This window comes from Methylicorpusculum oleiharenae (genome assembly GCF_009828925.2).
Taxonomy (GTDB): Bacteria; Pseudomonadota; Gammaproteobacteria; order Methylococcales; family Methylomonadaceae; genus Methylicorpusculum; species Methylicorpusculum oleiharenae.
This window is the reverse complement of the sequence record NZ_WUTY02000001.1, coordinates 1,318,002-1,341,632: the sequence shown is the minus strand read 5'-3', so window position 1 is coordinate 1,341,632 and position 23,631 is coordinate 1,318,002. Positions and strand designations below refer to the sequence as shown.

The 23,631-nt window shown below is 47.0% G+C and carries 23 protein-coding genes; 11 read left to right on the top strand and 12 right to left on the bottom strand.

Annotated elements, in window-relative coordinates; all coding sequences use genetic code 11:
* Positions 1–190: 190 nt before the first annotated feature.
* The 7 genes from GO003_RS06205 (at position 191) to GO003_RS06175 (ending at position 3,751) form a co-directional block, all read left to right on the top strand.
* On the top strand, positions 191–640 hold the full coding sequence (locus GO003_RS06205; RefSeq protein WP_159655534.1) for a hypothetical protein: 450 nt from the start codon (positions 191–193) through the stop codon (positions 638–640).
* 239 nt (positions 641–879) lie between these two features.
* Positions 880–1,533 carry a hypothetical protein gene (locus GO003_RS06200; protein ID WP_159655553.1) on the top strand — a complete coding sequence of 218 codons (654 nt, stop codon included), beginning with the start codon at positions 880–882 and terminating at the stop codon, positions 1,531–1,533.
* An 83-nt stretch (positions 1,534–1,616) separates the two neighbouring features.
* On the top strand, positions 1,617–1,784 hold the full coding sequence (locus GO003_RS06195; protein WP_206444650.1) for a 3'-5' exonuclease family protein: 168 nt from the start codon (positions 1,617–1,619) through the stop codon (positions 1,782–1,784).
* Positions 1,762–2,490, top strand: a complete 729-nt coding sequence (locus GO003_RS26375; RefSeq protein WP_331001658.1) for a BRCT domain-containing protein — start codon at positions 1,762–1,764, stop codon at positions 2,488–2,490. Before GO003_RS06195 ends, GO003_RS26375 begins: the two co-directional genes overlap by 23 nt.
* 90 nt (positions 2,491–2,580) lie before the next feature.
* Complete coding sequence (locus tag GO003_RS06185; RefSeq protein WP_159655555.1) at positions 2,581–3,114, top strand: hypothetical protein; 534 nt, start codon at positions 2,581–2,583, stop codon at positions 3,112–3,114.
* A 119-nt stretch (positions 3,115–3,233) separates the two neighbouring features.
* Positions 3,234–3,524, top strand: coding sequence for a BrnT family toxin (locus GO003_RS06180; protein WP_159655557.1), 291 nt, complete (start codon positions 3,234–3,236; stop codon positions 3,522–3,524).
* Complete coding sequence (locus tag GO003_RS06175; protein ID WP_206444652.1) at positions 3,521–3,751, top strand: hypothetical protein; 231 nt, start codon at positions 3,521–3,523, stop codon at positions 3,749–3,751. Before GO003_RS06180 ends, GO003_RS06175 begins: the two co-directional genes overlap by 4 nt.
* A 132-nt stretch (positions 3,752–3,883) precedes the next feature.
* Here GO003_RS06175 and GO003_RS06170 read toward each other — a convergent pair whose 3' ends face one another.
* From GO003_RS06170 to GO003_RS06150, 5 genes are all read right to left on the bottom strand, one after another.
* Complete coding sequence (locus GO003_RS06170; protein WP_159655559.1) at positions 3,884–6,637, bottom strand: Hsp70 family protein; 2,754 nt, start codon at positions 6,635–6,637, stop codon at positions 3,884–3,886.
* Between the two features lie 101 nt (positions 6,638–6,738).
* Complete coding sequence (locus tag GO003_RS06165; protein WP_159655561.1) at positions 6,739–8,727, bottom strand: Hsp70 family protein; 1,989 nt, start codon at positions 8,725–8,727, stop codon at positions 6,739–6,741.
* Positions 8,724–9,392, bottom strand: a complete 669-nt coding sequence (locus GO003_RS06160; protein WP_159655563.1) for a DUF2760 domain-containing protein — start codon at positions 9,390–9,392, stop codon at positions 8,724–8,726. The genes GO003_RS06165 and GO003_RS06160 overlap by 4 nt, the downstream gene beginning before the upstream one ends.
* A gap of 375 nt (positions 9,393–9,767) precedes the next feature.
* The gene (locus GO003_RS06155) at positions 9,768–10,151 is read right to left on the bottom strand and encodes a hypothetical protein (protein WP_159655565.1); all 384 of its coding nucleotides are present in this window, start codon (positions 10,149–10,151) and stop codon (positions 9,768–9,770) included.
* A 186-nt stretch (positions 10,152–10,337) separates the two neighbouring features.
* The gene (locus tag GO003_RS06150) at positions 10,338–11,567 is read right to left on the bottom strand and encodes a pyrophosphate--fructose-6-phosphate 1-phosphotransferase (RefSeq protein ID WP_159655567.1); all 1,230 of its coding nucleotides are present in this window, start codon (positions 11,565–11,567) and stop codon (positions 10,338–10,340) included.
* Positions 11,568–11,991: 424 nt separating this feature from the next.
* Here GO003_RS06150 and GO003_RS06145 point away from each other — a divergent pair, with 424 nt between their 5' ends.
* Positions 11,992–12,822 (top strand): HDOD domain-containing protein, encoded by an 831-nt coding sequence (locus GO003_RS06145; protein ID WP_159655569.1) that lies wholly within the window; start codon positions 11,992–11,994, stop codon positions 12,820–12,822.
* Positions 12,823–13,074: 252 nt separating this feature from the next.
* Here the strand turns inward: GO003_RS06145 and murJ are convergent, their stop codons facing one another.
* A complete protein-coding gene (gene murJ / locus GO003_RS06140; protein ID WP_206444653.1) occupies positions 13,075–14,613 on the bottom strand; it encodes a murein biosynthesis integral membrane protein MurJ in 1,539 nt (512 codons plus the stop codon).
* A gap of 98 nt (positions 14,614–14,711) precedes the next feature.
* Here murJ and rpsT point away from each other — a divergent pair, with 98 nt between their 5' ends.
* Positions 14,712–14,975 (top strand): 30S ribosomal protein S20, encoded by a 264-nt coding sequence (gene rpsT, locus GO003_RS06135; RefSeq protein WP_159655573.1) that lies wholly within the window; start codon positions 14,712–14,714, stop codon positions 14,973–14,975.
* A 95-nt stretch (positions 14,976–15,070) separates the two neighbouring features.
* On the opposite strand, the gene proB is transcribed toward rpsT, so the two are convergent.
* The 4 genes from proB to rplU all read right to left on the bottom strand — a co-directional run bounded on the left by proB (position 15,071) and on the right by rplU (position 17,910).
* Positions 15,071–16,192 (bottom strand): glutamate 5-kinase, encoded by a 1,122-nt coding sequence (proB, locus tag GO003_RS06130; RefSeq protein WP_159655575.1) that lies wholly within the window; start codon positions 16,190–16,192, stop codon positions 15,071–15,073.
* Positions 16,185–17,213, bottom strand: a complete 1,029-nt coding sequence (gene cgtA, locus GO003_RS06125; protein WP_159655577.1) for an Obg family GTPase CgtA — start codon at positions 17,211–17,213, stop codon at positions 16,185–16,187. The genes proB and cgtA overlap by 8 nt, the downstream gene beginning before the upstream one ends.
* Before the next feature lie 109 nt (positions 17,214–17,322).
* Complete coding sequence (gene rpmA / locus GO003_RS06120) at positions 17,323–17,580, bottom strand: 50S ribosomal protein L27 (protein ID WP_159655579.1); 258 nt, start codon at positions 17,578–17,580, stop codon at positions 17,323–17,325.
* Between the two features lie 18 nt (positions 17,581–17,598).
* Positions 17,599–17,910, bottom strand: coding sequence for a 50S ribosomal protein L21 (gene rplU, locus GO003_RS06115; protein ID WP_159655629.1), 312 nt, complete (start codon positions 17,908–17,910; stop codon positions 17,599–17,601).
* Positions 17,911–18,160: 250 nt separating this feature from the next.
* Between rplU and ispB the strand changes: the two genes are divergently transcribed.
* A complete protein-coding gene (gene ispB / locus GO003_RS06110) occupies positions 18,161–19,171 on the top strand; it encodes an octaprenyl diphosphate synthase (protein WP_159655581.1) in 1,011 nt (336 codons plus the stop codon).
* A 12-nt stretch (positions 19,172–19,183) separates the two neighbouring features.
* On the opposite strand, the gene GO003_RS06105 is transcribed toward ispB, so the two are convergent.
* On the bottom strand, positions 19,184–20,731 hold the full coding sequence (locus GO003_RS06105) for a sigma 54-interacting transcriptional regulator (RefSeq protein ID WP_159655583.1): 1,548 nt from the start codon (positions 20,729–20,731) through the stop codon (positions 19,184–19,186).
* 611 nt (positions 20,732–21,342) lie between these two features.
* Here GO003_RS06105 and GO003_RS06100 point away from each other — a divergent pair.
* A complete protein-coding gene (locus GO003_RS06100; protein WP_159655585.1) occupies positions 21,343–21,918 on the top strand; it encodes a beta-class carbonic anhydrase in 576 nt (191 codons plus the stop codon).
* Between the two features lie 287 nt (positions 21,919–22,205).
* Here the strand turns inward: GO003_RS06100 and hemL are convergent, their stop codons facing one another.
* Positions 22,206–23,486 (bottom strand): glutamate-1-semialdehyde 2,1-aminomutase, encoded by a 1,281-nt coding sequence (gene hemL, locus GO003_RS06095; protein ID WP_159655587.1) that lies wholly within the window; start codon positions 23,484–23,486, stop codon positions 22,206–22,208.
* Between the last annotated feature and the right edge of the window lie 145 nt (positions 23,487–23,631).

Here is a 23,631-nt window from a genome sequence, read left to right as displayed (position 1 = left end):
GGTAAATACAGTAAACCGCATCGTTCGCGATTGATGCGGTTCGTTCCTCACCTCATCCTACCGGGCTATGGTTGGCTGTTTACCTCTTCATAGCCGACTATTACCGCGGTAAAAAGAAACTGTAGAACGTGATCTACAGTTAATGTCCTGAACAGAGCTTATTGCCTAGAGTACGGCTATCAGGGATGATATGCCTAAACCATTTAATTACTTGTTCGCTAAAGATATGAACCTTCGTACACACGTTGAATTTATTTCCGATGCATTCCCCTCCTACCCGAATGAAGACGAGGAGATCAACCCTGGAATCTGGGGCAAACGTCTTGCGGAATATCTATGCTCTCAGCTTTCCCTTCATGGTATCACCCCAGAAGAACCCTATACCGAGGATTGGGGATGGCTGATACCCATAAAAAATGAAAAATTTAAGATGTTTATTGGATGTAGCAACCAGCTTGAACCAGGCGACAACCGTTTTCTTTGTTTTATAGAGCCCTCAAAGCCCGAGGTCAGAAAAGGATTATTCGGAAAAGTAGATGCAAGACCCGACATCAACCGAGTCGCCTCCGCTATCGACAAGGTTTTGACATCTCATCAAGATATTCATGATTTAAGATGGTGGAATGAAGATGAAAAGTGAAGGAACCATGCCGTCCACTCAACTCCCTACCTCCCGTAGGATGCGGTAAACATCGTGAACCGCATCGTTCGCGATTGATGCGGTTCGTTCCTCACCGCATCCTACCGGGCTAAAAATAAACTGTATATCGTGATCTACAGTTAATGTCCTGATAAGGTAACAGAGCTTATTGCCTAGAGTACGGCGATCAGGGATGATATGCCTAAACCATTTAATTACTTATTAGCCGTCACAAGACCATGTCTCCGGAAATCCAACAATTCCTAAACTCAAACGCAAGCGCGGTCTTTGGTCTTATTGGTGCGCTGGGTGGCGGGGTTCTCTCGTTCGTTGCCTCTCTTCTACTAAAGCGTCGCGAATTCAGCCTGCAGCTTCGATCAAAGATCATAGATAGACAGATTGCTGCTCACGAACGTATCCTCAAGCTTGCGCAAGACATGCGTGTAATGGGTTCGACTGGTGCGCTCGGCCTCGACGGTGAGGTATCGCGTGGCCCTTGCATCCTCCTTTCAAAGGATGAGTTTGAAAACTGGTTTGCTCGCTTCACAGAGCAGCAACTCGCTGGTTCCGCTTGGTTGACTACGGCAACGAAGCGCGAGGTGGCATTTGTTCAAGACTACCTTATCACCCTCCATATGCATTTGGTCGATGTACCGTCGGAAAAATACTTTGATCTTGCGCGATTGATTCGCCAAGACTTCATTGATTTATCGGGCAGTCTCGAAATGGCTGCATTCTCTTTCTTTGAAAGTGGCATACACCGAGCGAAGCTGGATCGTCTTTCGGCCTGGCATAAATACAAGAGGCCGGTTACTGAGCGCAGACTCACAAGTACTGCGCTAATTCAGAACATAGCCGAGTTTAGGAGCGCCCTACAGGAGCTTCCGAAATGACGGCTAACCCAGCAATTAACCGGACCTGCGCGAAAAGCCGCGCAGGCCTGTTATTTTGAACGTTATGCGAAAAAGGAGTGGTCATGGAATTTGTAGCAATTGACGTGGAAACTGCAAATGCAGATATGGCTTCAATCTGCCAAATTGGACTGGCGAAATATATAGATGGAAAGCTAGTAGATGAATGGTCATCACTAATTGACCCAGAAGACTATTTTGATTTTATAAATATCGATATTCGGCATTACTGAGGAAGATGTTGCGGGTGCTCCGAAATTCCCAGATGTTCTTCAGAATTTATCCATTTATTTATCTGGTAGTATTTGCGTAAGTCACACGCATTTTGACCGAGTTTCGATAGGCCGAGCGATAAATAAATATTCACTGAGCCAAATTGATACCGTGTGGCTTGATTCGGCAAGGGTGGCTCGCCGTGCTTGGGAGGATTGTGCATGGAGCGGGTACGGATTATCTAATGTTTGCAAAATTATCGGCTATGAGTTCAAGCATCATGATGCACTGGAAGATGCAAAGGCTTCTGGTCGAGTACTGATTGCTGCCATTGAAAGAACTGGTTTAGATTTAGATGCTTGGCTCAAGCGAGTTTCTCAACCTATAGATCCTTCAAGTTCGTCGAGCGGGGCAGCAATTAAAAGAGATGGTAATCCTGAGGGGGAGCTATACGGAGAAACGCTCGTATTTACAGGCGCATCGGAAATACCTCGACGAGAGGCGGCTGATCTAGCTGCATCTATTGGTTGCACAGTTGCGTCAGGAGTTACTAAAAAAACTACATTGCTAGTTGTAGGTGATCAAGATATTTCGAAGCTCTCAGGCAAATCTAAAAGTTCAAAACACTTGAAAGCTGAGGAGCTTGTAGCCAAAGGCCATAAAATACGAATAATTAAAGAAAGTGATTTTAAAGAGTTGGTGAATCAAGCTCATGAAATCGCATAACAAAGCCATAAAATTCGCTCCCTACGTTTGCCGGATGCTCGCAAGTTCGCGCCGTTTATGGCAGCTTTAGTTCTATAAATAGGTGGGCCAGTGATTGAATTCGAAGAAGGCGTTTCGACCCCAGAAAATTGGTTTAGGCAATCCTGGCAGATGTTTGAAGCTTCTAAATCTCTCTACGAAGTATTTTCAGATCGTGAGCAGATTCGGAGCGAAAAGGATAATTACCGCCATGTAGGTGCGATGAAGGGGGCAATGTTACTGCTTGGGTTCTCCGCTGAAAATGCTTTGAAGGGTGCTTTTGTATATAAGGCTAAACCAGATACTTCGAAAGACCGATTAGATCCGACGCAATTCCATGATACCGCACATGATCTTACAGACGTTGCGCGGAGGCGAAACTTGGAGCTCACTGATGTTCAGCTCGAGTTGCTTGATCGACTCACAATCTTTGTGCAATGGGCGTCTAAGTATCAGGCTCCGTTAAGGAAATCCGAACTTCAGCGAGCCAGTGGAAAAATCAAATTAATGTATCCATCTGACTATACAAACGTAGAGAAACTTATTTCTAGTCTCCAGATTAAATCTGGATTTGACGAAACACATGGCTGGCCTTACAAGAGCTAACAATCGAAGGCACAGCGATGGCTTTTTCGTTGCGGCTTCGCCTTCACTACAAATCCGCGCGTGCTGCGGGCGTTATGCCTCACAGTCAAGACCAGTGATCCAATAAGGGACTACCGGGAATGAAGTTTGAGTGGGATCCAAAAAAAGAAGAAATCAATATTCAGAAGCATGGTGTTACATTTGAGCAAGCATCATATGTTTTCGCCGATCCCTATGCGCTGAATAAATATGATGAGGGGCACTCAGAGGATGAAGATAGGTGGCTATTGCTTGGAAAATCAATGAATGAGGTTATACTCGTTGTAGTACATACATTCAAAGATCTAGACGGGATAGAGCATGTGAGAATTATCAGCGCTCGTAAAGCCACTAAGAATGAAAGCAAAGAATATCAAAGAAGGCATCCATGATGAAAGATGAATATGATTTTAGTGGTGCAGAACAAGGTAAATTCTATAGGCCAATCGAGGAACTTGATATGCCAATTTACCTTGAGAAAGAGGTAAAAGAGTTTTTTATGGAAAGACTTAAAGCCACGGGAAAAGATTTTTCGCTAAATCAAGTCATTAATGCACTGCTTAAAAAAGATATTGAAATTTCAAAGCAATTAAGCGGTCAAGGCATAACAAAAGCATAAGGCGCGATGTAAGGTGTATTCGCCGATAGGCAATACACCATGACGGCTTGATTTGGGGATTGCCCTCCCTCATGGCGGTTTGCTTCACTTCGTTACGCGAAACCACCCTACGTCTCGCTTTCAGGGCAATGACTACTGAATCAGTTTTAAACCGGGCGGCAAGGCTTCGCCGAAGATTTGCTTTTCTTCTTTTTCATCCAGTTGCTTGTGCGTTTCGACCATCTCTATCCAGGACGCAGGCGCTTTGGCCTGTTTTAATTGCTCGATAATGTCTATCCTGAGCTTTTCGTCGATATCGCGGGTGCGATCGCCGCTCATACGCGCAATTAACGTTGCGGCAAATCCGGCCTGAGGTATTTTCTTCCAATCAGCCTGCATCACTTGCTGCAGCCATTCTGAGGCCAGTTTAGGAGCAATGATTGCATGACTGCTGCCGTAAAAAGGCATGCGGGCACCGATACGGCCTAACGCCCACCAGCTTTGCTCCGACTCTCCGGGCTTACTCAATCGATTTAACAACCACTCGCCCAACTGGATTTTCTTGGGCACCGGCAACTTTTCCAGTACGGCAGCCAGCCTGACCATATCGTCATAACTCCGTGTTTTCATTTGCCTGGCAACAACCGGCTGCCGGGCAGAAGCCGGGTTTAAAAATTTGCCGATATCGTCACTGATCCTTTCCTGTGCGGCAACATTCAAACCACCGGCAACTCGCCGCCACAACGTCCACCATTCACTCCAGTTCTGCGTTTCATTGACAAATTGAATCCCTTGATCATAGATTTTCCATAACTGATCAACACGCCAGTCATCCAGAGGATACCCCAAGCCCGGACGAAGACAATAACCGGTCAGGCTCAACCAGACCCGTTCATGGTTTTCCGATCGTTTTCGGTATTTCATGCCGTCAAGCAACGCAGCAAACAAGCCTCTCAGCAAGGGGGTTTCCCATTCGCTGCGTGCAGAACCCAGTAATTTTTCAAGATCCGCGCGCAGACTTTTGACCGCTTTTGGATTGACATCTTTGGACCGTGAACCGAAGACAGTCTGGACCAATTCAATGGCTTTATTGAACTGTGGCGGCAAAATGGCTTGATCTGCCGTGCTCAGGTTATTTTTTCGCCTGATTTGGTATTCGACATCCCAGCGTTGATTGGGATCTTTGACCGATACGCACTGAATTTTCAGTGTACCGATTTCTGTCAGCGTAACGGCTAACTTTACAATCTCCTGCTCTGAAGAGGAGTGCTCAGTAGCAGCCAAAGCCACTGCCAAAGGGGGTAAAGTTTGAAACCGGTCATCGGTTATTGTGGCAATTTCACCCGGTTTAAACTCAGCGTCTCCGGTTGTAGAAACCAGATGAAATCGCACGGGCTGCCCCAAACGCAAGGCAAACTGCCGGTCTTGCAATACAATTTCATGCCCTTCCTCGCAGCCGCGCGGAAGAATGCAAACGCCTTGCTGACAATCGCCATCGGTATCCACCGCCAGGAAATAACTGCGCGCAGCCCCACCACCGATGCGCACTTGTTTGTTACGCCGGGCCAAAGCATAGCTGACGGCCCCTATCGCCACGGCCAGTTCCGGATGACGGTTATCCAGCAATTTAGGGGCCTTGCCTCGCCAGGCGGTTATCAAGTCCTGCACACGGCGCGTAATCGGCTCACTTCTGAACACTCCGCCATTAAGCAGCAATGCATCGGGAACTTTACCCTCGCCTTGCATGGCATCCAGCGCGGCCTGACTGTGCAACTTCAAAAACGCGGCAATATGTTTACTGATTGCCGGTTCCGCCGCATAAGGCAATCCGAATTCAACCACGCCGCTGCGTTTGCGATCAGGCAACTCGTTTAATTGCGATAACGGGAAAAAGCCGTCCAACGCGATCGACCTGACCTCATCTCGGGTCAGCACTACCGACCGGGCACTGCCAATCAAGCGTGAGCCCCCGCCCAGCAAGGTAACGGAAAGCTGTTCGGGCGCATCTTGCGCCAATAATTTTTCTTTAACAATGCGGCATTGTTCGATCAACTGAGACAAATCAGCCGCAGACAAGCGCTTGGTATCTGAAACAAGGCGTTGTTCAGCCAGATGCGCAAGAGCCAAATCAATATTATCCCCGCCCAGCATCAAATGATCGCCGACGCCGATACGCGTCAATTTGGGCTCAGGCTCTCCCGGCTCAACTTTAATCAATGTTAAATCGGTGGTTCCGCCGCCCACATCGCAAACCAGCAATAAGTGCACATCGGCCAATTGCTTATTGATACTGCCGGCATGACGTTGCAACCAGTCGTAACACACTGCTTGCGGTTCTTCCAACAATTTTACGCGTTCAAGCCCGGCAATTTTGGCCGCTTCGACGGTTAATGACCTGGCGCCTTCATCAAATGACGCCGGAACCGTAATCACAATATCCTGTTCTTCGAGTGGAGCATCCGGAAATTGATGTCGCCAGACCATTCGAATATGATCCAGATAGCCGGCACTGGCGGCTAAGGGTGACACCTTGACCACGTCTTCACTGCTACCCCAAGGCAGAATATCGGCCGTATGATCCACAGACGGGTGGGACAACCAGCTTTTGGCACTGGTAACGAACCGGCCTTGCGTTTTTGCGCCCAAAACCCGGGCCGCTTCGCCCATGACAGATTTGTCTTGAGTCGGTAAAAACGCGAGATCCGCATCGGAAAGCTCGCCTTCGGCCGGATGATACCGAACTGAAGGCAGCAAAGGACGGGCAGCGACTTCACCAGGCGCCACCAACTGCTCGATGAGGAATATTTTTATCTCAGCGCCGGGCTGATCGGCAGGGGTATAAGCAACGACAGTATGCGTAGTGCCAAGGTCTATGCCAACAAGATAACGGGGATTCGGTGTTTGCACGATGAACTATATAAATCAGGGCAAGGAAGTGATAAAACGGTGCAGACGACCGGATTAGCGAAATTTTGGCATGCATCCTTGCACTGGGTAAGCCTTTTTAATTAACTTTCTTCTCCGGCCCTGACCTCAAACTCGACTTTCCAGCGTTTGCCGTCCTGTCTTGAAACAGCATGAAGCTCCAAAGTGCCCACTTCGGTCACCGCTGAAGTCAAATGCACAGGCACTACTTCTCCGGCTTTTCGACCTTCTTCGGGCAGGGTGATTTCTATCTCGTCCAACTCATCCAGTTCGTCGCCGGTCCAATACTCCAACCGATCGCCCGCCTTATCCTCTCGACGGTTATTCGAACTGAAAAACCTGAAACGTACCGGCTCGCCGATGACCAGACCGAACTCATCATCCGGTAAAACCGCTTCCGTTCCTTCTTCCATGCCGAACGGGGCAATGCATAAGGCTTCGATTTCGGGCGGCATTCCTGGAACGGCAGGCATCGCGCTCTCGATACCGACATAATAGGAAGCGGCGGTACCGCCCCTGATTCTTACGCCCTTGCCTTTTCGGACAAAGCCATAATAGGCGGCGCCTCGCGCTACCGCGAGATCCAGATCGGCACCTTCCAACAGACGCGATTCCGGCGCTTGTTCTGCAGTAAGCCAGCTGTTTAAAACCTCCATCAACCGGCCCGCCAGCGCATCGGCTTTCAATACCCCTCCGTTAAATAGAACAGCCGAAGGATGGATAAATGTGGCATGTTCCGGCAACGTCACATCGCTGAGTTCGTCAGTTGCGCTAAGCTGTTTCGCTAAAAATGCAGCCAAGTGGCGTGTGATCGCGGCATCTTGTGCATAAGGCAATCCGGCGGTTCTAAGACCACTGCGGGGACGAACAACGGGCCTGTCTGCTGAGGCAACACGAGGTAAAAAGCCTTCGACCAAGACACGCTCGACTTCTTCACGGGTTAACTCAGTACGCAACGCACCGCCTATCAATGACGAGCCGCGATTAGGTACGACCAAAGGAATGGTATGCAAATCTATCTGGCTGAAGATTTTTTCCTTGGCTTCCCGGCACCCATGCATCAGCGCTTGAATCTGCCACGCTTCCAGACGCCGTCCATCCTGCTCCAGCTTGGCTTTTACAGTATAAGCCAAAGCCAAATCCATGTTGTCACCACCCAAAAGGATGTGATCGCCCACCGCAACACGGGTCAGCTCCAGATTACCGTCTTGTTGCGTCACGGCAATCAAAGACAAGTCGGTCGTGCCGCCACCGATATCAATCACTAAAATGATATCGCCGATCCGGACTTGTTTACGCCACTCTCCCTGACTTTTTTCAATCCAGCTGTACAAGGCCGATTGCGGCTCTTCCAGTAAAATGGCTTTCTCAAGCCCGACTGAGCGAGCCGCCTCCACTGTCAATTCGCGCGCAGCCGGATCGAATGATGCCGGCACGGTAATCGTGACATCCTGTTCTGATAACGGTTCACCGGGGTGTTTATTGGCCCAGGCATCGCGAATATGCTGAAGATAGGCAACAGTCGCCTGAAAAGGCGAGACCCGTTCAACTTCTTCCGGCGCTTCGGCGGGAAGAATGGCGGCTTTACAATCGACACCGGCATGACATAGCCAGCTTTTGGCGCTGGACACCAGGCGAATAGGCGATTTGCTGCCTAAATTCCGGGCGATTTCACCGACTAAAAAAGAAGGTTTTGCTGTCCACGGCAATGAAGTTGCCCCTTCAGCCAATTCTAAAGGGTGGGCCTGATATAAAAACGATGGCAACTGCAATAAATCCTCAACCGTTCCTGGCGAACTTAGCTGCGGTATAGCCATCACTTCCTGATGATAACTGTCTTCATCAGATACACTTAAATCGACATACGAAAGTACGCAATGTGTGGTGCCTAAATCAATTCCCACTGAATATCGGGGGCCATACGCATTGCCAGTCTGTGGCTGATCACTGCTTCCGGTTTCGGTATGAGGCGTGTTATCCGTTGTATTGCCTGAACTCTCAGGCTCTGCTGTATTCTGTCCGTGCCCTTCCCCGCCATTATTCGAGCCGGAATGACCAAACAAATTACTCATAATTCAACCTCAGCCGGTGCCAGTATTTTTACGTTATGACCCGACGTTAATTTTGGCAGATTCATGTCTGTGACCTGCCAGCCTTTATGAACCAGGACGCCGGTAAAAGGCGCTTCGCCAACAATATTGCCGGTCAGGCGTATCGACGACGCATCGAAACCTTTCGGTAACGTAACGGTTGCCCCTTCCTGCCCTTCATGAATGACGGCCAGCTTGAAATGCTCGTCCATCACTTTGGTACACCCTTCATGGACCACACGGGCTGCAACCCCAATATCGGCATCGCTGTAAGCGGTTATGTTTTCCATAACAAAATCAATAAAGCGCGCTTCTTTTTGCAACAGATTTAACAGTTGCAGTGCCGCATCGGGTGTCGCTTCTTTGAGAACGATCGGTTCTGGGGCCGGCGCTTGAACAATTTTTTCTACTTCAACAATTTTCTCAACGATTTTAACTTCAGGTTCCGGTGCTTTAGGCGGCACCAGTAAAGCAGACTGTTTTAGCGTTTCCACAATCAGCTTCCTTTTACCTCGGGCAACACTGACAAGTCCTGCCAATAGAACAACAATCAATATCAACCCCAACAAAACAACGGTGCCGGCCAAACAAACATGCCACAAATCAAAAGTTGTAGGCTTAAGGGTCAGGTCAATGGAGTAATTCATAATTTCTCTTGGGTAAGTCAATTAAAAGTAACGTCATCCCACCGGTTTGCTGGAGCACGACGGATAATGTCTTAAGTAATCCTCTAAACGATCTAAATTTTCACCTGTATCCGTGTAGCATACGCTTTGTTCAAAAAAGGGCACAGAGAGTAATGTATTATCCAGCCTCATTCCGCTGAAATCCATAGCAGGTAGTGCCAACTCATGTATTATCGCACTGCCGCTAAATACGCAGTTCATGTCAAACGATATAGGAGCAAAAAGTAATAATTCAACAACTCTGGTACATAACGCTTCCGAATTGCAGGGAACTTGGTCGAAGTTATCTGAGATCCCAACGATCCTTGTATTAAAGCAAAAACTGCGGTGCAGTATTTAAGGATTTTGTCCAGACTTCCTGATGGCATCAGCGAACATCATTTGTTTGAGAACATTGCGCGTTGTCTCTATGCGCATTTGCTTCAAATGCCGGTCGGCAATCACTTCAGGCACTTTTTGTTCGGTATAGACCTGACGCATCAAGGCCAATGAAGGCTCACATTTTTTTATGATGACTTCAGTGGCTCCGCGAACCTCCTGTTTGACATAAGCAGGACTTTTCAGCTCATCAACAACACATTTGTTGTATTGGTATTTTGCTTCCTGAATCTTTTTGATCGTTTCTTCAGTTAACGTCGTGTTATGCCACTCATTTTTCGGATCATCCGCATATGCTGCAAATGACGTCAGGGTCAGAATTAAGAAAACTATTTTTTTCATAAAATTACTCATTGTTTTAAATCATTGCTCATCAACAATAACGGCCAAGAAGCAGCCGCTCCAGTTGCCATTCACATATTCTCAGCGTTAACTTACCAAGTGATAGCGTCTACGCCAGTTGCTGAACACTACAAACTTTGAGATTGACTCAAAAATCCATCCCTGGATTTATAAAAGCCTTAACGCTTAATGAGCCGTATTGACTTTAGTTCCCTTGGTTTGTCCGATCTCTGCCAGTATTTGCGTAAACCAGGGAGCCTCAATATCGAACGGTTTGCCGCCTTTGATACGAGGGAATTCAATGGCACGCAGCACATTGCCCTTATCTTCATCATGACCGATAACGCCCGATTCGCGGCGTAATGCGCACTCTACCGCCAAATCTGCACAAGATTTGATCAAACGAATATCTTCGACATTCGATGCGGCGGCGCGGGCAAAATAACCTGATTTTTGCACCAGTGTTTTTTCAGCACCGAGCATTTGGGCGAATTGTTCACCAAACCATTTTCCCGGATTGACCGCATCCAATTTTACGTGACCAAACGCATCGCGCGGTACTTCCTGACCTTTCGCCTGCATTTCGGCAACAATGGACTCAACGCCGGCACCTTCCGATACAAAAATGTTAACGCAATCCGTTTTATCCATGACCGCGCTCAAGCGCTTTGCTTCGGCAGCAATATCGATAGCCATTTCCGGGATGAAAATAGCGTGCACTTCAAAAGCATTACGATCCAGGCCCAATTCGGGTAACCATTCGGCCCGATCCAATAATTTGCGGTATTCGACTGCGGTTGCCGCCGTTAACCAGCCGCAACTGCGTCCCATCACTTCATGCACAATCAACATGCGCGGGTTCGCATTATTTTCGGCCACTACGTTCCAGAAATAGTGAGCGCCCTGCTCAGCTGCGGTCCATGCACCTAATGATTGTTTAATGGGAAAAACATCGTTATCGATAGTTTTTGGCAGTCCAATGACGGTCAGACCGTAATTGTTGCTGGCAAGAAATGCCGCCAAATCTGCTGCAGCCGTATTGGTATCGTCGCCACCGATAGTGTGAAGCACATCCACGCCGTCTTTGACCAGTTGGTCGGCCGCCACTTTTTGAGGATTTTCGCCTTCTTTCACCAATCCACGTTTGACACAATCTTTAACATTGGTCAGCTTGACGCGGCTGTTACCGATCAGGGATCCGCCGAAACGATGCAATAAACCCGCTTTTTCACGGATTTCCGGTGTCACGGTATAAAAATCACCCAACAGCAAGCCTTTGTACCCGCTGCGGTAACAAATGATTTCAATGGAGGGGTCGATTTCAGTGTAACGTTCGATGAGGCTGCCAATGGCTGAGTTTAAGCAGGGAGCTAATCCACCCGCAGTAAGAATGGCGACTTTATTTGGTTTGTTCATGAGAAATCTGTGCTGTGAGGTTAAAGGTTAAAACGAATCCTGCCCGGCAAAACAGCAGCACGAATCAGTTTCGTCCCGTTCCAAAAGCCCCGAATCGTTTCAGGACTTTCGCTCATTATCGCGCCGAACTGCAATCTTCCGGCTATCGCGAAGGGCTGAGATTTTATCATAACCTTAATTCAGCATAATTTTATTTGTAACGTGCTGATAAAAGGTCATTTATTGTTAAAGCTCAACGATGTTATTCCCGCAAAGAGGCGATATTTTCACCTCCTTTTTTGGCTTTTGAAAAACAGGCTTTTGTGGCCTGACTTTCAAACGTTAAACGCCGGCTAAAAAATATTTTTAGACTTGACTTTATTTTTTCCGGCTTCTACTAAACTGAACACAACTTAATTTCGCATAAAAAAAGGGAGATCCTATTATGCAAATGCCTATGAACCAATTGTTTGATCAAATCCATAAAATCCCCCAAGTTCCCGAAGTTGTTAGAACGCTCATCGTTCAGTTTAATGACCCGAAAGTAGATTTCAACGCCATTGCTAAGAATATCGAGAAAGAGCAAATGATATCGTTGAAGGTGTTAAGACTGGTTAACTCGGCTCATTTTGGCTTGTCAAAGAAAGTCGGCACTATTCAGGATGCCATCGTGATGTTAGGCATGAACCAGCTCCGCACACTGGTTATCGCATCCGGCATCGTCAACTCAATTCCCAAAATTGAAAATTTTAACCTTGCTAATTTTTGGGAAAACAGCTTCCGTACCGCAACCTATGCCAAAGGACTGGCCAAAGAACTTAAAATCGATGCTGATCTGGCGTTTACGGCCGGATTAATCAGCGATTTAGGCGACATTCTGATTCACATGGGAGCCCCCAGGGAAGCTAATGAAATCGATCAGCATGTCAAAGCTGGAAATACCCGTTCGTCTATAGAGATGCGCAGATTGGGCTTTACCAGCGAGGATGTTTGCGCCGAGCTATGCCGCCGCTGGCATTTTTCACCTGAGCTGGTTGATGCTGTTGCCTATTGTGGAGAACCGTTAAAAACAGAAAACATCTCCCAGCATGCTTGCGTTGTTCATATTGCCCGCTACTTAAGTTATTGCCAACAAAGCGGTTTGAGCATGGATGACGTTTTCAGAACCTTCCCTTCAGAAGTTGCAGCAAAAATAGGCTTATCAGAAACGTTCATGACAGAAAATCTCCCTGAACTTCTGATACTGGAATCCGGCATGGAAAGTTTGGCCGCCTGATCCCAGCAATCCTCAGTTTGAACTTTTATGTAGCATTGAGGTGAGGCATTAGCCTTGCGAGGAACGCCGTAAACCCATCCATGGGGGCTTGACGGCAGCATCCCTGCTGCCGACATCCCCGCAAAGCTTACGCCTCCCCTTTTTTATCATCAAACCGGGAAATGCCGCCCTGATCCGACAGTCAAAGCTTAAGGCCGCTCTTTAATCATCAAGGAGCGGCAATCCGACTTCTGAACTACAGAAGCAAATTCTTCAAGCGTAGGGCTTTAACACCTGCTTCAATCTAAATCCCATCAGATATAAAGCCAGCAAATAAAATACTACCGCAATCACAATACTGCCCAATAATCCCAAACTTCTCGCCGCAACTCCCCATTCCAGCCATACCAACGGATTCATAACAACGATCAAAGCAAGCACCATTAGACAATTGGCCACAATCAGGCGAATAAAAAACGGCACCCATTGCTTTTCCGGTTTATAAAATCCACCCCTGATCAAGGTGGCGAGCAGTAATCCTGCATTAAGATAGGCCGCGATTGACGTGGCATAGGCCAGCCCCCCATGAGCAAACGGCACAACCAGAATCCAGTTAAGAATAAAATTTGCCGCCAACGCATACAATCCATAGCGCATAGGCGTCATCACGTCCTTGCGCGAAGTGAAAGCGGGCACCAATAGCTTGATTAACATGAAGCCCAACAAGCCAGACGAATACCCCTGGAGACTGGAACTAGCCTGACGCACATCATTGGCATTGAATTCATCATACTGGAATAAGGTATAAAGAATAGGCTCTGCCAGCATTATCAAACCTATCATACTGGGTAGTCCCACTATTAATAAGCATCGCAAGCCCCAATCCAGGGTTTTGGAAAATGCCTGATGCTCATTGGCCGCATGGTTTCTTGCCAGCTTGGGCAAAATGACGGTTGCCAATGCAACACCAAGAATACCCAGGGGAAATTCTACGAGTCTATCCGAGTAATAAAGCCAGGATACACTGCCCGTCACTAAAAATGAGGCCACAAAGGTATCCAGCAACAGATTAATTTGAGTAACCGATACGCCAAATAGGGCAGGCCCCATCATTTTTATAACCCGTCTGACCTCTGGGTCTTTTAGATCAAGTTGCAAGCGTGGCAGCAAGCCCAGGCGGGCCAATTCGGGAAACTGAATCAGCAACTGCAGCGCGCCACCCAAAAACACACCCCAGGCTAAAGCCACTATAGGTTCGCTCAGTAGCGGGGCCAAAAAGATGGCTGCAGCTATCATGACCACATTCAAAATAGCCGGAGTCAATGCCGGAATGCCAAATTTACCGAATGTATTGAGAATACCCCCGGCAAAAGCCACCGATGATATGAAAAACAAATAAGGCATCGTAATATGCAGCATTTGCACGGACAATTCATATTGCCGCGGCTCCCAGATAAATCCAGGCGCGAACAATAAAACCAGAACAGGAGCTGCGAACATGCCGGCAACTGTACCAACCATCATCAATACCGCTAAGGAACCGGCCGCCTTGTTTAGAAAAAGCTTGAGACCCGCTTGATTTTCATCTTGATCATATCCGGTAATCGTCGGCACAAAGGCATGAGCAAAAGCCCCTTCGACAAATAACCGGCGCAAAAAATTAGGTATCTTGAATGCGACAAAAAAAGCATCGGTTGCCGAATCAACACCAAAATAGCGGGCAATGAGCATGTCTCTGATAAACCCCAAAACCCGGGAAAAAAAAGTCATGCCACTGACGGTGAAAGTGGATTTTAGAATTTCCTTACTCAACAAAGCTCCCAACGTATTTTGAAATTTGACAAAACCGATATTCTACCAGATACTATTCAGTCTTTTTACTAACCTACTTTTTAAAGAATCGATACACTATGGCTAATACAGCTCAAGCGAAAAAGCGTGCAAAACAAGCAGAAAAAAACCGCACCCGCAATGCAGGTCAAAGAAGCAACCTACGTACTTTTATCAAAAAAGTCCTGGCCGCGGTGAATGCCGGCAACAAAGATCAAGCACAAGAAGCTTTCAAAACAGCAGTTCCTGTAATTGATTCAGCTGTCAACAAAGGCTTGATTCACAAGAACAAAGCCTCACGCAGCAAAAGCAGACTCAATGCAAAAATTCGCAGCCTGGTCTAGTCGACTTTAATACAAAAGCCGAAAATAGTTAACAGATCGGCTTTTGTATTCGCTTATTCTCAGCCGCTGGCTTCAATTTTTGAAGCCGCAAACAGCTAGACAATCACCATGTTGTCTCTGTGAATCAACTCGGATTCATCTGCATAACCAAGAATGGCTTCAAATTCTGCACTGGATTTACCGATAATCTTTTGTACATCCGAAGCGCCGTAATTAACCAGCCCTCGCGCAACTTCCAGTCCCGCTTCATTTACGCAAGAAATCAGCTCGCCCCGTTGGAATTTACCGGAAACGGACCTCACGCCCACCGCCAGCAAGCTTTTGCCTTCGTCTTTTAAAACCCGTGCAGCCCCCTGATCAAGAACCAACTTACCCTTAACCTGCAACTGCCCTGCCAGCCAGCGCTTTCTAGCCAACAGAGGCTCAACACCGGCCGTCAGATAAGTTCCGATCAACTCACCGGCAACAACACGCGAGATAACGTTGCTTTCGCCACCTGATGCGATAACAGTAGCCGCCCCCGACCGAGACGCCAGTTTTGCTGCGCGAACCTTAGTGAACATTCCACCTCTACCCAATCCACTTCGACTTCCGCCAGCCATGATTTCAAGCCCGGGATCACACGCACTGATTTCGGAAATCAACTCAGCAGCCGGATTTAAACTGGGATCACTGGTAAACAGCCCCTGCTGATCCGTCAATATTACCAATAAATCAGCCTCAACCAGATTAGCGACAAGCGCGCCTAAGGTATCGTTATCACCAAATCGAATCTCTTCCGTCGCCACCGCATCATTTTCATTGATAACAGGCACCACGCCAAACTGCAGCAAGGTTAACAAGGTACTCCGCGCATTCAGATAACGCTGCCTGTCCGACAAATCATCATGCGTCAACAGCACCTGCGCCGCATGCAATCCGTGCTGCTGAAAATTATTTTCAAATACTCGCACCAAACCCATTTGCCCGACAGACGCGGCCGCCTGCAACTCATGTAATGTTTTAGGCCGGACTTTCAAGCCAAGACGGCACATACCTTCCGCCACCGCCCCCGAAGACACCAAGATCACTTCAACTCCTGAAGCTCTCAATAAGGCCATTTGCCTGACCCATTCTGCAATAGCATCACGATTCAAACCTTGCCCGCCTGCAGTTAACAGCGCACTCCCAATCTTAACGACTACTCTTTTTGCCTTAGCAAAATCGCTTCTACTCACTCACACCCTGCCGTTTTTGTTCTAAAAATTCCATAATGGCGTACATCAACTCCCAGGTACCGCCACCGGTTAATGCCGATAATTTAAACACAGGACCCTGCCACTCAAGCTCATCGACAATTGCCTGACAATGACTTTCAACCTCATCCGGCACCAAACAATCAATTTTATTCAGTACCAGCCAGCGCGGCTTGTTGGCCAAATCATCGCTCCATGACTTAACCTCATTAATAATGACTCGCGCAGACTCTACCGGCGAAGCCATTGATTCGTAAGGCGCCACATCGACCAAATGAAGCAATAATCCGGTCCGCGACAAATGCTTTAAAAACTGCAAGCCCAAGCCAGCCCCCTCTGAAGCCCCCTCGATCACCCCCGGAATATCCGCCATGACAAAACTGCGCAGATCATCGACCCTTACCACACCCAGATTGGGGTGCAATGTCGTAAACGGATAGTCAGCAACTTTAGGTCTTGCAGACGATACCGCGCGAATTAAACTTGATTTTCCGGCATTAGGCAAACCCAGCAGGCCAACATCAGCAATCAATGTCAACTCCAGATCCAGCATCCGATGCTCTCCTGGCGTTCCCTTCGTAGTCTGCTGAGGCGTCCGGTTAATACTGCTTTTAAAGCGAGCATTTCCCAAGCCATGAAAACCACCTTGAGCGACCAAAAGCGTCTCACCCGGCGTTATCAATTCCCCCATGATCTCGCCCGTTTCAGCCTCCCTAACCAAGGTGCCTACCGGAACCGCAACAAAGCAATCTTCTCCTTTTCTTCCGGTACAATTGCACCCCATTCCATTTTGACCGCGCTGCGCTCTATGTACTGTTTGATATCGAAAATCGACCAGCGTATTGATATTTTCGGTAGCGACCAGATAAACACTGCCGCCATCACCGCCATCACCGCCATCCGGACCACCTTTAGGTATGTATTTTTCTCGACGAAACCCTACAACACCATTTCCTCCATCACCCGCTTCGACGCGAATGACAGCCTCGTCAACAAATCTCATAAACTACACATCTAAAAATTCCAAACTGTCATAAACAAAAAAGCCCCACCCGTTGGGCGAGGCCTTTCATCTTTTCCGACACCCCGCAAAAAGCAGGTAATCGTATTAATTAGGCAGCAACAACGCTCACAAACTTACGTTTGTTAGGGCCTTTGATCGCAAACACAACTTTGCCTTCGGCAGTTGCAAATAACGTGTGATCTTTACCACAACCCACATTATCTCCAGGATGAAATTTGGTACCACGCTGACGCACAATAATGTTGCCCGCCGCCACTTGCTGACCACCAAATATTTTTACACCCAGTCTTTTTGCCTGTGAGTCGCGTCCGTTCCGGGTACTGCCCCCCGCTTTCTTATGAGCCATTAGTCTATCCTCTATCTTTTAAGCCGAAATACCAGTGATCTGGACTTCAGTGTAATACTGACGATGCCCCATTTGTTTCATATGGTGCTTGCGTCTTCTGAATTTGATTATCTTGACTTTTTTGTGCCGGCCTTGCGATAAAACGGTTGCCGTAACTTTGCCGCCCTCAAGATAAGGCTGACCCACTTTTACAGCGTCGTCAGATTGAACCATCAATACTTTGTCAAACTCAATGCTATCACCCGCACCCAGTTCGAGCTTTTCTATTTTTAAGGTAGTACCTTCCTCAACCCGGTACTGTTTCCCACCTGTTTGAATTACCGCATACATCGGCGTCAGCTCCATCAAGCATAATCTGTTAAAAGTTAACCGCAGATTATATTTTTAAAAACAAAACCAGTCAATGTATTAAAATTACTTGCTGGCACACTTATAGCGCTTAAAATAACACAACTCAGCTATTGACACCAGACTACTTTATTCAATAGCATGTCTGACTATTTTTGACTCGTCTAAGCTGGCAATACTTTTTCATGGCTTAAACGCTGAAAAATTATTCATTTATGAAATTAATTGACTAATGGCATCACAATCAATCCCAAGCTCGACCCCTGAAGCACCCATAGATTTTAATTCAATAAAACGCCTGACGGCAGATGAAGCTAAAGCGGTTGACACCCTCATCATTAACGAGCTTAGCTCCGATGTCATTCTGATCAACCAGATGGGCCATTACATCGTGGGAAACGGCGGCAAACGCTTACGCCCGATGCTTTTATTATTGGCCGCCAAAGCGCTGGGTGAAGTCTCTCAGAATCATTTGATACTGGCCGCTGTGATCGAATTTATCCACACTGCCACACTTCTGCATGACGATGTCGTTGACGAATCCGACCTACGTCGCGGCCAGGAATCAGCAAACGCAGTCTGGGGAAATGCCGCGAGCGTCCTTGTAGGGGACTATCTGTATTCAAGCGCGTTTGAGATGATGGTTCGCACCAACAGTATTCGCGTCATGGAAATCCTGTCCAAAACGACGACTGCGATTGCCGAAGGCGAAGTGCTGCAACTGCTCAACTGCAACAACCCTGAAACCACAGAAGAAAAATACCTGGAAGTCATCGCCCGTAAAACCGCTATATTATTTAGTGCAGCAACGCGCCTAAGCGCTGTTCTGTCCGGATCCGATCAAACTACCGAAGACAATCTTGCCTTGTACGGGCAGCACCTGGGTATCGCTTTTCAACTGATTGATGACGCCCTTGATTACAAGGCAACCAAAGAAGAATTAGGCAAAAACCTCGGAGATGATCTCGCCGAAGGAAAACCTACTTTGCCTTTGATTTACGCCATTCAACACAGTAACCCGCAAGACGCTCAAGTCATTATCAATGCCGTCAAAAACGGTGACCGGAACGCATTTAATGAAGTCTTCGCTGTAGTCTTGGCGACAAAAGCCATCGCCTACACCGAGCAGCGCGCAGAACAGGAAGCTCAAAAAGCCATTGATGCCCTGCATGTCCTTCCTGAATCGACATTTAAAGACGCGCTCATTTCACTTGCAAAATTCTCTGTACAAAGAAATTATTAAAGCCTGTGCAAGCTAATGTCTATATTGACGCGGATCCAGGCGGTGTTTTTTTAACTTGCCGTAAACAGCTCTTGAGGTAAGACCCATGCTTTCTGCAATTTTCTTGACATCACCCTGATACCCCTGCAAGGAACCCAGCAAGAACGCACGCTCCGCTGAAAATAAAACCGATTCCCTGATATCACCCCAATCCTTAGCTAATGGCGCTGAATCAGGCAACTCCAGCACAGTAATTTCAGCATCTGCTGTAAATAAAACTGCCCTTTCCAGCACATTTTCCAATTCCCTGACATTACCCGGCCAGCGGTAGCTCCTTATTTGCTGCATGACTTCCCGACTAACTGTTTCAACTTGTTTATTGTATTTTTTATTTAAACGCTGGAGTATGGATTGAACCAAATAAGGAAAGTCTTCAGGCCTCTGGAATAATGGCGGAATCAGTAAATTGACAACATTGATTCGATAGTACAAATCTTTACGGAACACACCTTCCTCAACCAGCGTGTTTAAATCACGATTGGTTGCGGAAATGATGCGAACATCAATTTCCAGCGTCCGCTTACCACCAACACGCTCCAGCTCCCCTTCCTGTATCACCCTGAGCAACCTAACCTGAGCTGCCGGGGACAACGTATCAACCTCATCTAAAAACAAAGTGCCGCCATCGGCACGCTCAAAAAACCCCTGGTGAATATCAATCGCGCCAGTAAACGCGCCCTTTTCATGCCCGAATAATGCACTTTCAATCAATGTTTCAGGAATTGCGCCACAATTTATCGCCATAAAGGCATAATCATTGCGGTCACTCATGGCGTGAATGGCCTTCGCGACAAGCTCCTTACCCACCCCTGTTTCACCATTGATCAACACAGCCGCCATAGTCGGCGCTATTTTTTCAATAGCCCTGAGCACATCCTGCATAACTGAAGACTTTGCAACAATAACAGGCGGCTGTTTTTTTGCCTGTTTTTTGTGCTTTAGCCGCCAAATTTTTTGCATGCTTTCTTCAATTTGAGAATGCAGCACATCCGCAGCGCCTTTTTCCTCCGTATTTTTCTGCCGGCTATATTCCAGTCCCGGCCGATGAAGCCCCTTTTCAGGATTTAAATAAACCGAGACCTCACACCCTTCATCCTTGCGCGCAATACTTTTGGAAATCTCGACTTTTGCATAGCCAAAATTTCGAGCCGCGATGCCGCCAAAAACACTTGATGTCATCCTGCATAATTCAGGTGAACTGGAAACTCCCTCGCCAAACGGACAACAATTATTGACAACGCGAACACAATCCTTCTCTTTTGATAACAAAGAAAAGTCGCCGCCAATTTTATTTTTTAAACCGATAATCAGCCGGGCATATTGATCTTCATCCAAAAGCTCAGTCAACCCATGCTCACTTCTGTAGGTCTCTTCAAAAAATTGCCCCGCTGTCCTAGCGATATATTCAATGAGCTCTTCACTATGGCCTTTGCCTTGCTGCTCGCTGGCATGCATAAATTCGAGCACAAAGCGCTGCAGAAAAAAAACCGGCGTCAAATCCGAAAAGGAAAAATCGTTCATAAGCTATTTTTTTGAAAAATATTTTCAATAATTGAAACAAAGTTTCACAAAACTAGCAACATAAAAAACCAAGCTTATGTTTTTTATCGCTATTTTGTTACAAAATCATGGCATATAAAATGCAATAAGAGTCATTCGGATCCATCATGCTTTTGTAGGGCGCGAGAATGAAGCTGAAATCTACTGAAATCCCGATTCGATTAAAACGTCCTTATTAAGTGATATGAACGCCGAACCTAATTACGACAGAAATTCCCAGTTTGATGATAAAAAAGGAGAGGCGTAAGCTTTACGGGGATATTGGCAGCAGGGATGCTGCCGTCAAGCCTCCATGGAAGGGTTTACAGCGTTCCTCGCAAGGCTTACGCCCACCTTCAAAGCTACATAAATGTTTAAACTGGGAATTGCTGCTAATTACTACGCTGCAATCCACTTGTTCTATTGCGGACGGTATTATGCCGTGCGCTTGATAAACGAAATGAAATACCTTGTTTTCTGTTCGTATTTAAGATGGCTGCGAATTTCAAGGCAGTAATTGGATGCTTTATCCTATTCAATTTAATTGACTTATTGATAAATAAACTAAAAATAATAAAAAAGAGGAGATTTAAATGACTAGCGTACTCAATGAAGTTTTACTAGCCAACAGAAACTATGCCAATAATTTTGATAAAGGCGACCTTCCATTACCCCCAGGACGCCGATTTGCAATTCTGACCTGTATGGATGCGAGACTCGACCCTGCCAAATACGCAGGTCTTACTGAAGGCGACGCCCACGTTATTCGAAACGCAGGCGGACGCGCCAGTGATGACGCAATCCGTTCGCTGGTCATTTCTTATAAACTGCTGGGAACACGCGAATGGTTTGTTATCCATCACACTGATTGCGGCATGGAACTTTTCACCAACGACATCATGGGCGACCTTTTGGCCAGCAGCTTAAAAACCGCATCCATTGATAAAAACGGCTGGCATGACTGCTGCGAGGGCCCTGGTTGCACCGATGGTAAATACATCAACTGGTTAACCATCAAAGAACAGGCGCAAAGCGTTACCGAAGATGTCATCAGAATAAAAAACAACCCGCTGGTTCCCAAAGACATACCCATTTACGGATATGTCTATGACGTTAAAAGCGGCAAATTAATTGAAGTACCTGAAGCAACAGCGGCAGGTCAAGTTTAGCCTTGAGACTAAAATGATCAACCATAGCCATTGGAGCAAAAACATTACAAAATGCGCCAGACACACACGGCAAATGTTTTTTATTGTGCGAATGGCACGCGTTTACTTTAAAACCAGGTAAGCGCGCAACCTGGACTACAACGCCTTAGCGATATAAATGTCTGAGCATTTGTGAATATAATGTAGTGGGTCAAACTTGTTAGTTTTAATAAACAGGAATGATCCGCTACTCATTTCGCCATATAAAGCACTTTGATCTTTTGGTAAAAGTCGTGAAGCTAATTTCCTTATAATTTCCGCATAACCTCTTCGGCAATATCCAGCGTCCTGTCTATCACTTCGTCCGTATGAGCCGCTGAGACAAAGCCCGCTTCGAAAGCAGAAGGCGCCAAATAAACGCCATGATCCAGCATTGCATGAAAAAACCTTTTAAAAAGACCCTGATCGCACTTCATCACTTGCGCAAAGGTTGACACTTCCGGTTGACCGGTAAAGAACAATCCGAACATACCTCCGACGCTATTCGTCGTCAACGCTATCCCCGCACTTGCTGCTCGCGCCTTCATTCCTTGGGTAAGCTTTTCTGTTTTTTGCGTCAACTCTTCAAAAAAGCCCGGAACCGAGATTAACTCCAGCGTTTTTAATCCAGCGGCCATAGCCACCGGGTTTCCAGACAATGTTCCGGCTTGATAAACAGGCCCCGAAGGCGCTAGACAGGCCATGATTTCCCGTTTTCCACCGAACGCACCGACGGGCATCCCGCCACCGATGACTTTGCCCAGCGTCGTTAGATCCGGGGTAACACGGTAATAACCTTGAGCGCCCTGCAAACTGACTCTGAAACCGGTCATCACTTCATCGAAAATCAACACAGCTCCCGATTGATCGCACACGTCCCTAAGCGTCTCAAGAAATCCCGGCTGCGGCGGAATGCAATTCATATTACCGGCAACCGGCTCGACAATGATACAGGCGATTTGATCACCTATTTTTGCAAAGGTATCCCGCACTGATTGGGCATCGTTATAACTGAGCGTAATGGTATCTTCAGCCACTGACGCAGGAACCCCTGGCGAGCTTGGCACCCCAAAAGTCAACGCGCCGGATCCTGCTTTCACCAGCAGCGAATCGGAGTGACCATGATAACAACCTTCAAATTTAACAATTTTGTTACGCTGCGTATAACCTCTGGCCAAACGAATCGCACTCATCGTCGCCTCGGTTCCTGAACTCACCATTCTGACCATGTCAATGGAAGGCAATAGCTCACAGACCCTGGCCGCCATTGTTGTTTCAATTTCAGTAGGCGCACCAAAACTCAGGCCTTTTTCAGCCGCCTGCTTAACGGCTGCTATCACTTCCGGATGAGCATGCCCTAAAATCATAGGCCCCCAAGAGCCGACATAATCGATATATTGTTTACCTGCTGCATCAAAAATGAAAGGCCCTTTCGCATGATCGATAAAAACAGGCTCGCCGCCCACACCGCTGAATGAACGCACTGGAGAATTAACTCCGCCGGGAATGACTTGTTTAGCAGCTGCAAAAAGCTCTTTTGAATCTGTCATAGTTAAATTAAGGTTAAATAGTAAAAGGTTAAAGTAAAATCACTGGAAAACGCAAGCCAACCAGAAAAAGTCAGCAATTCCCAGTTTGATGATAAAAAAGGGTAGGCGTAAGCTTTGCGAGAATGTCGGCAGCAGGGCTTCTTGC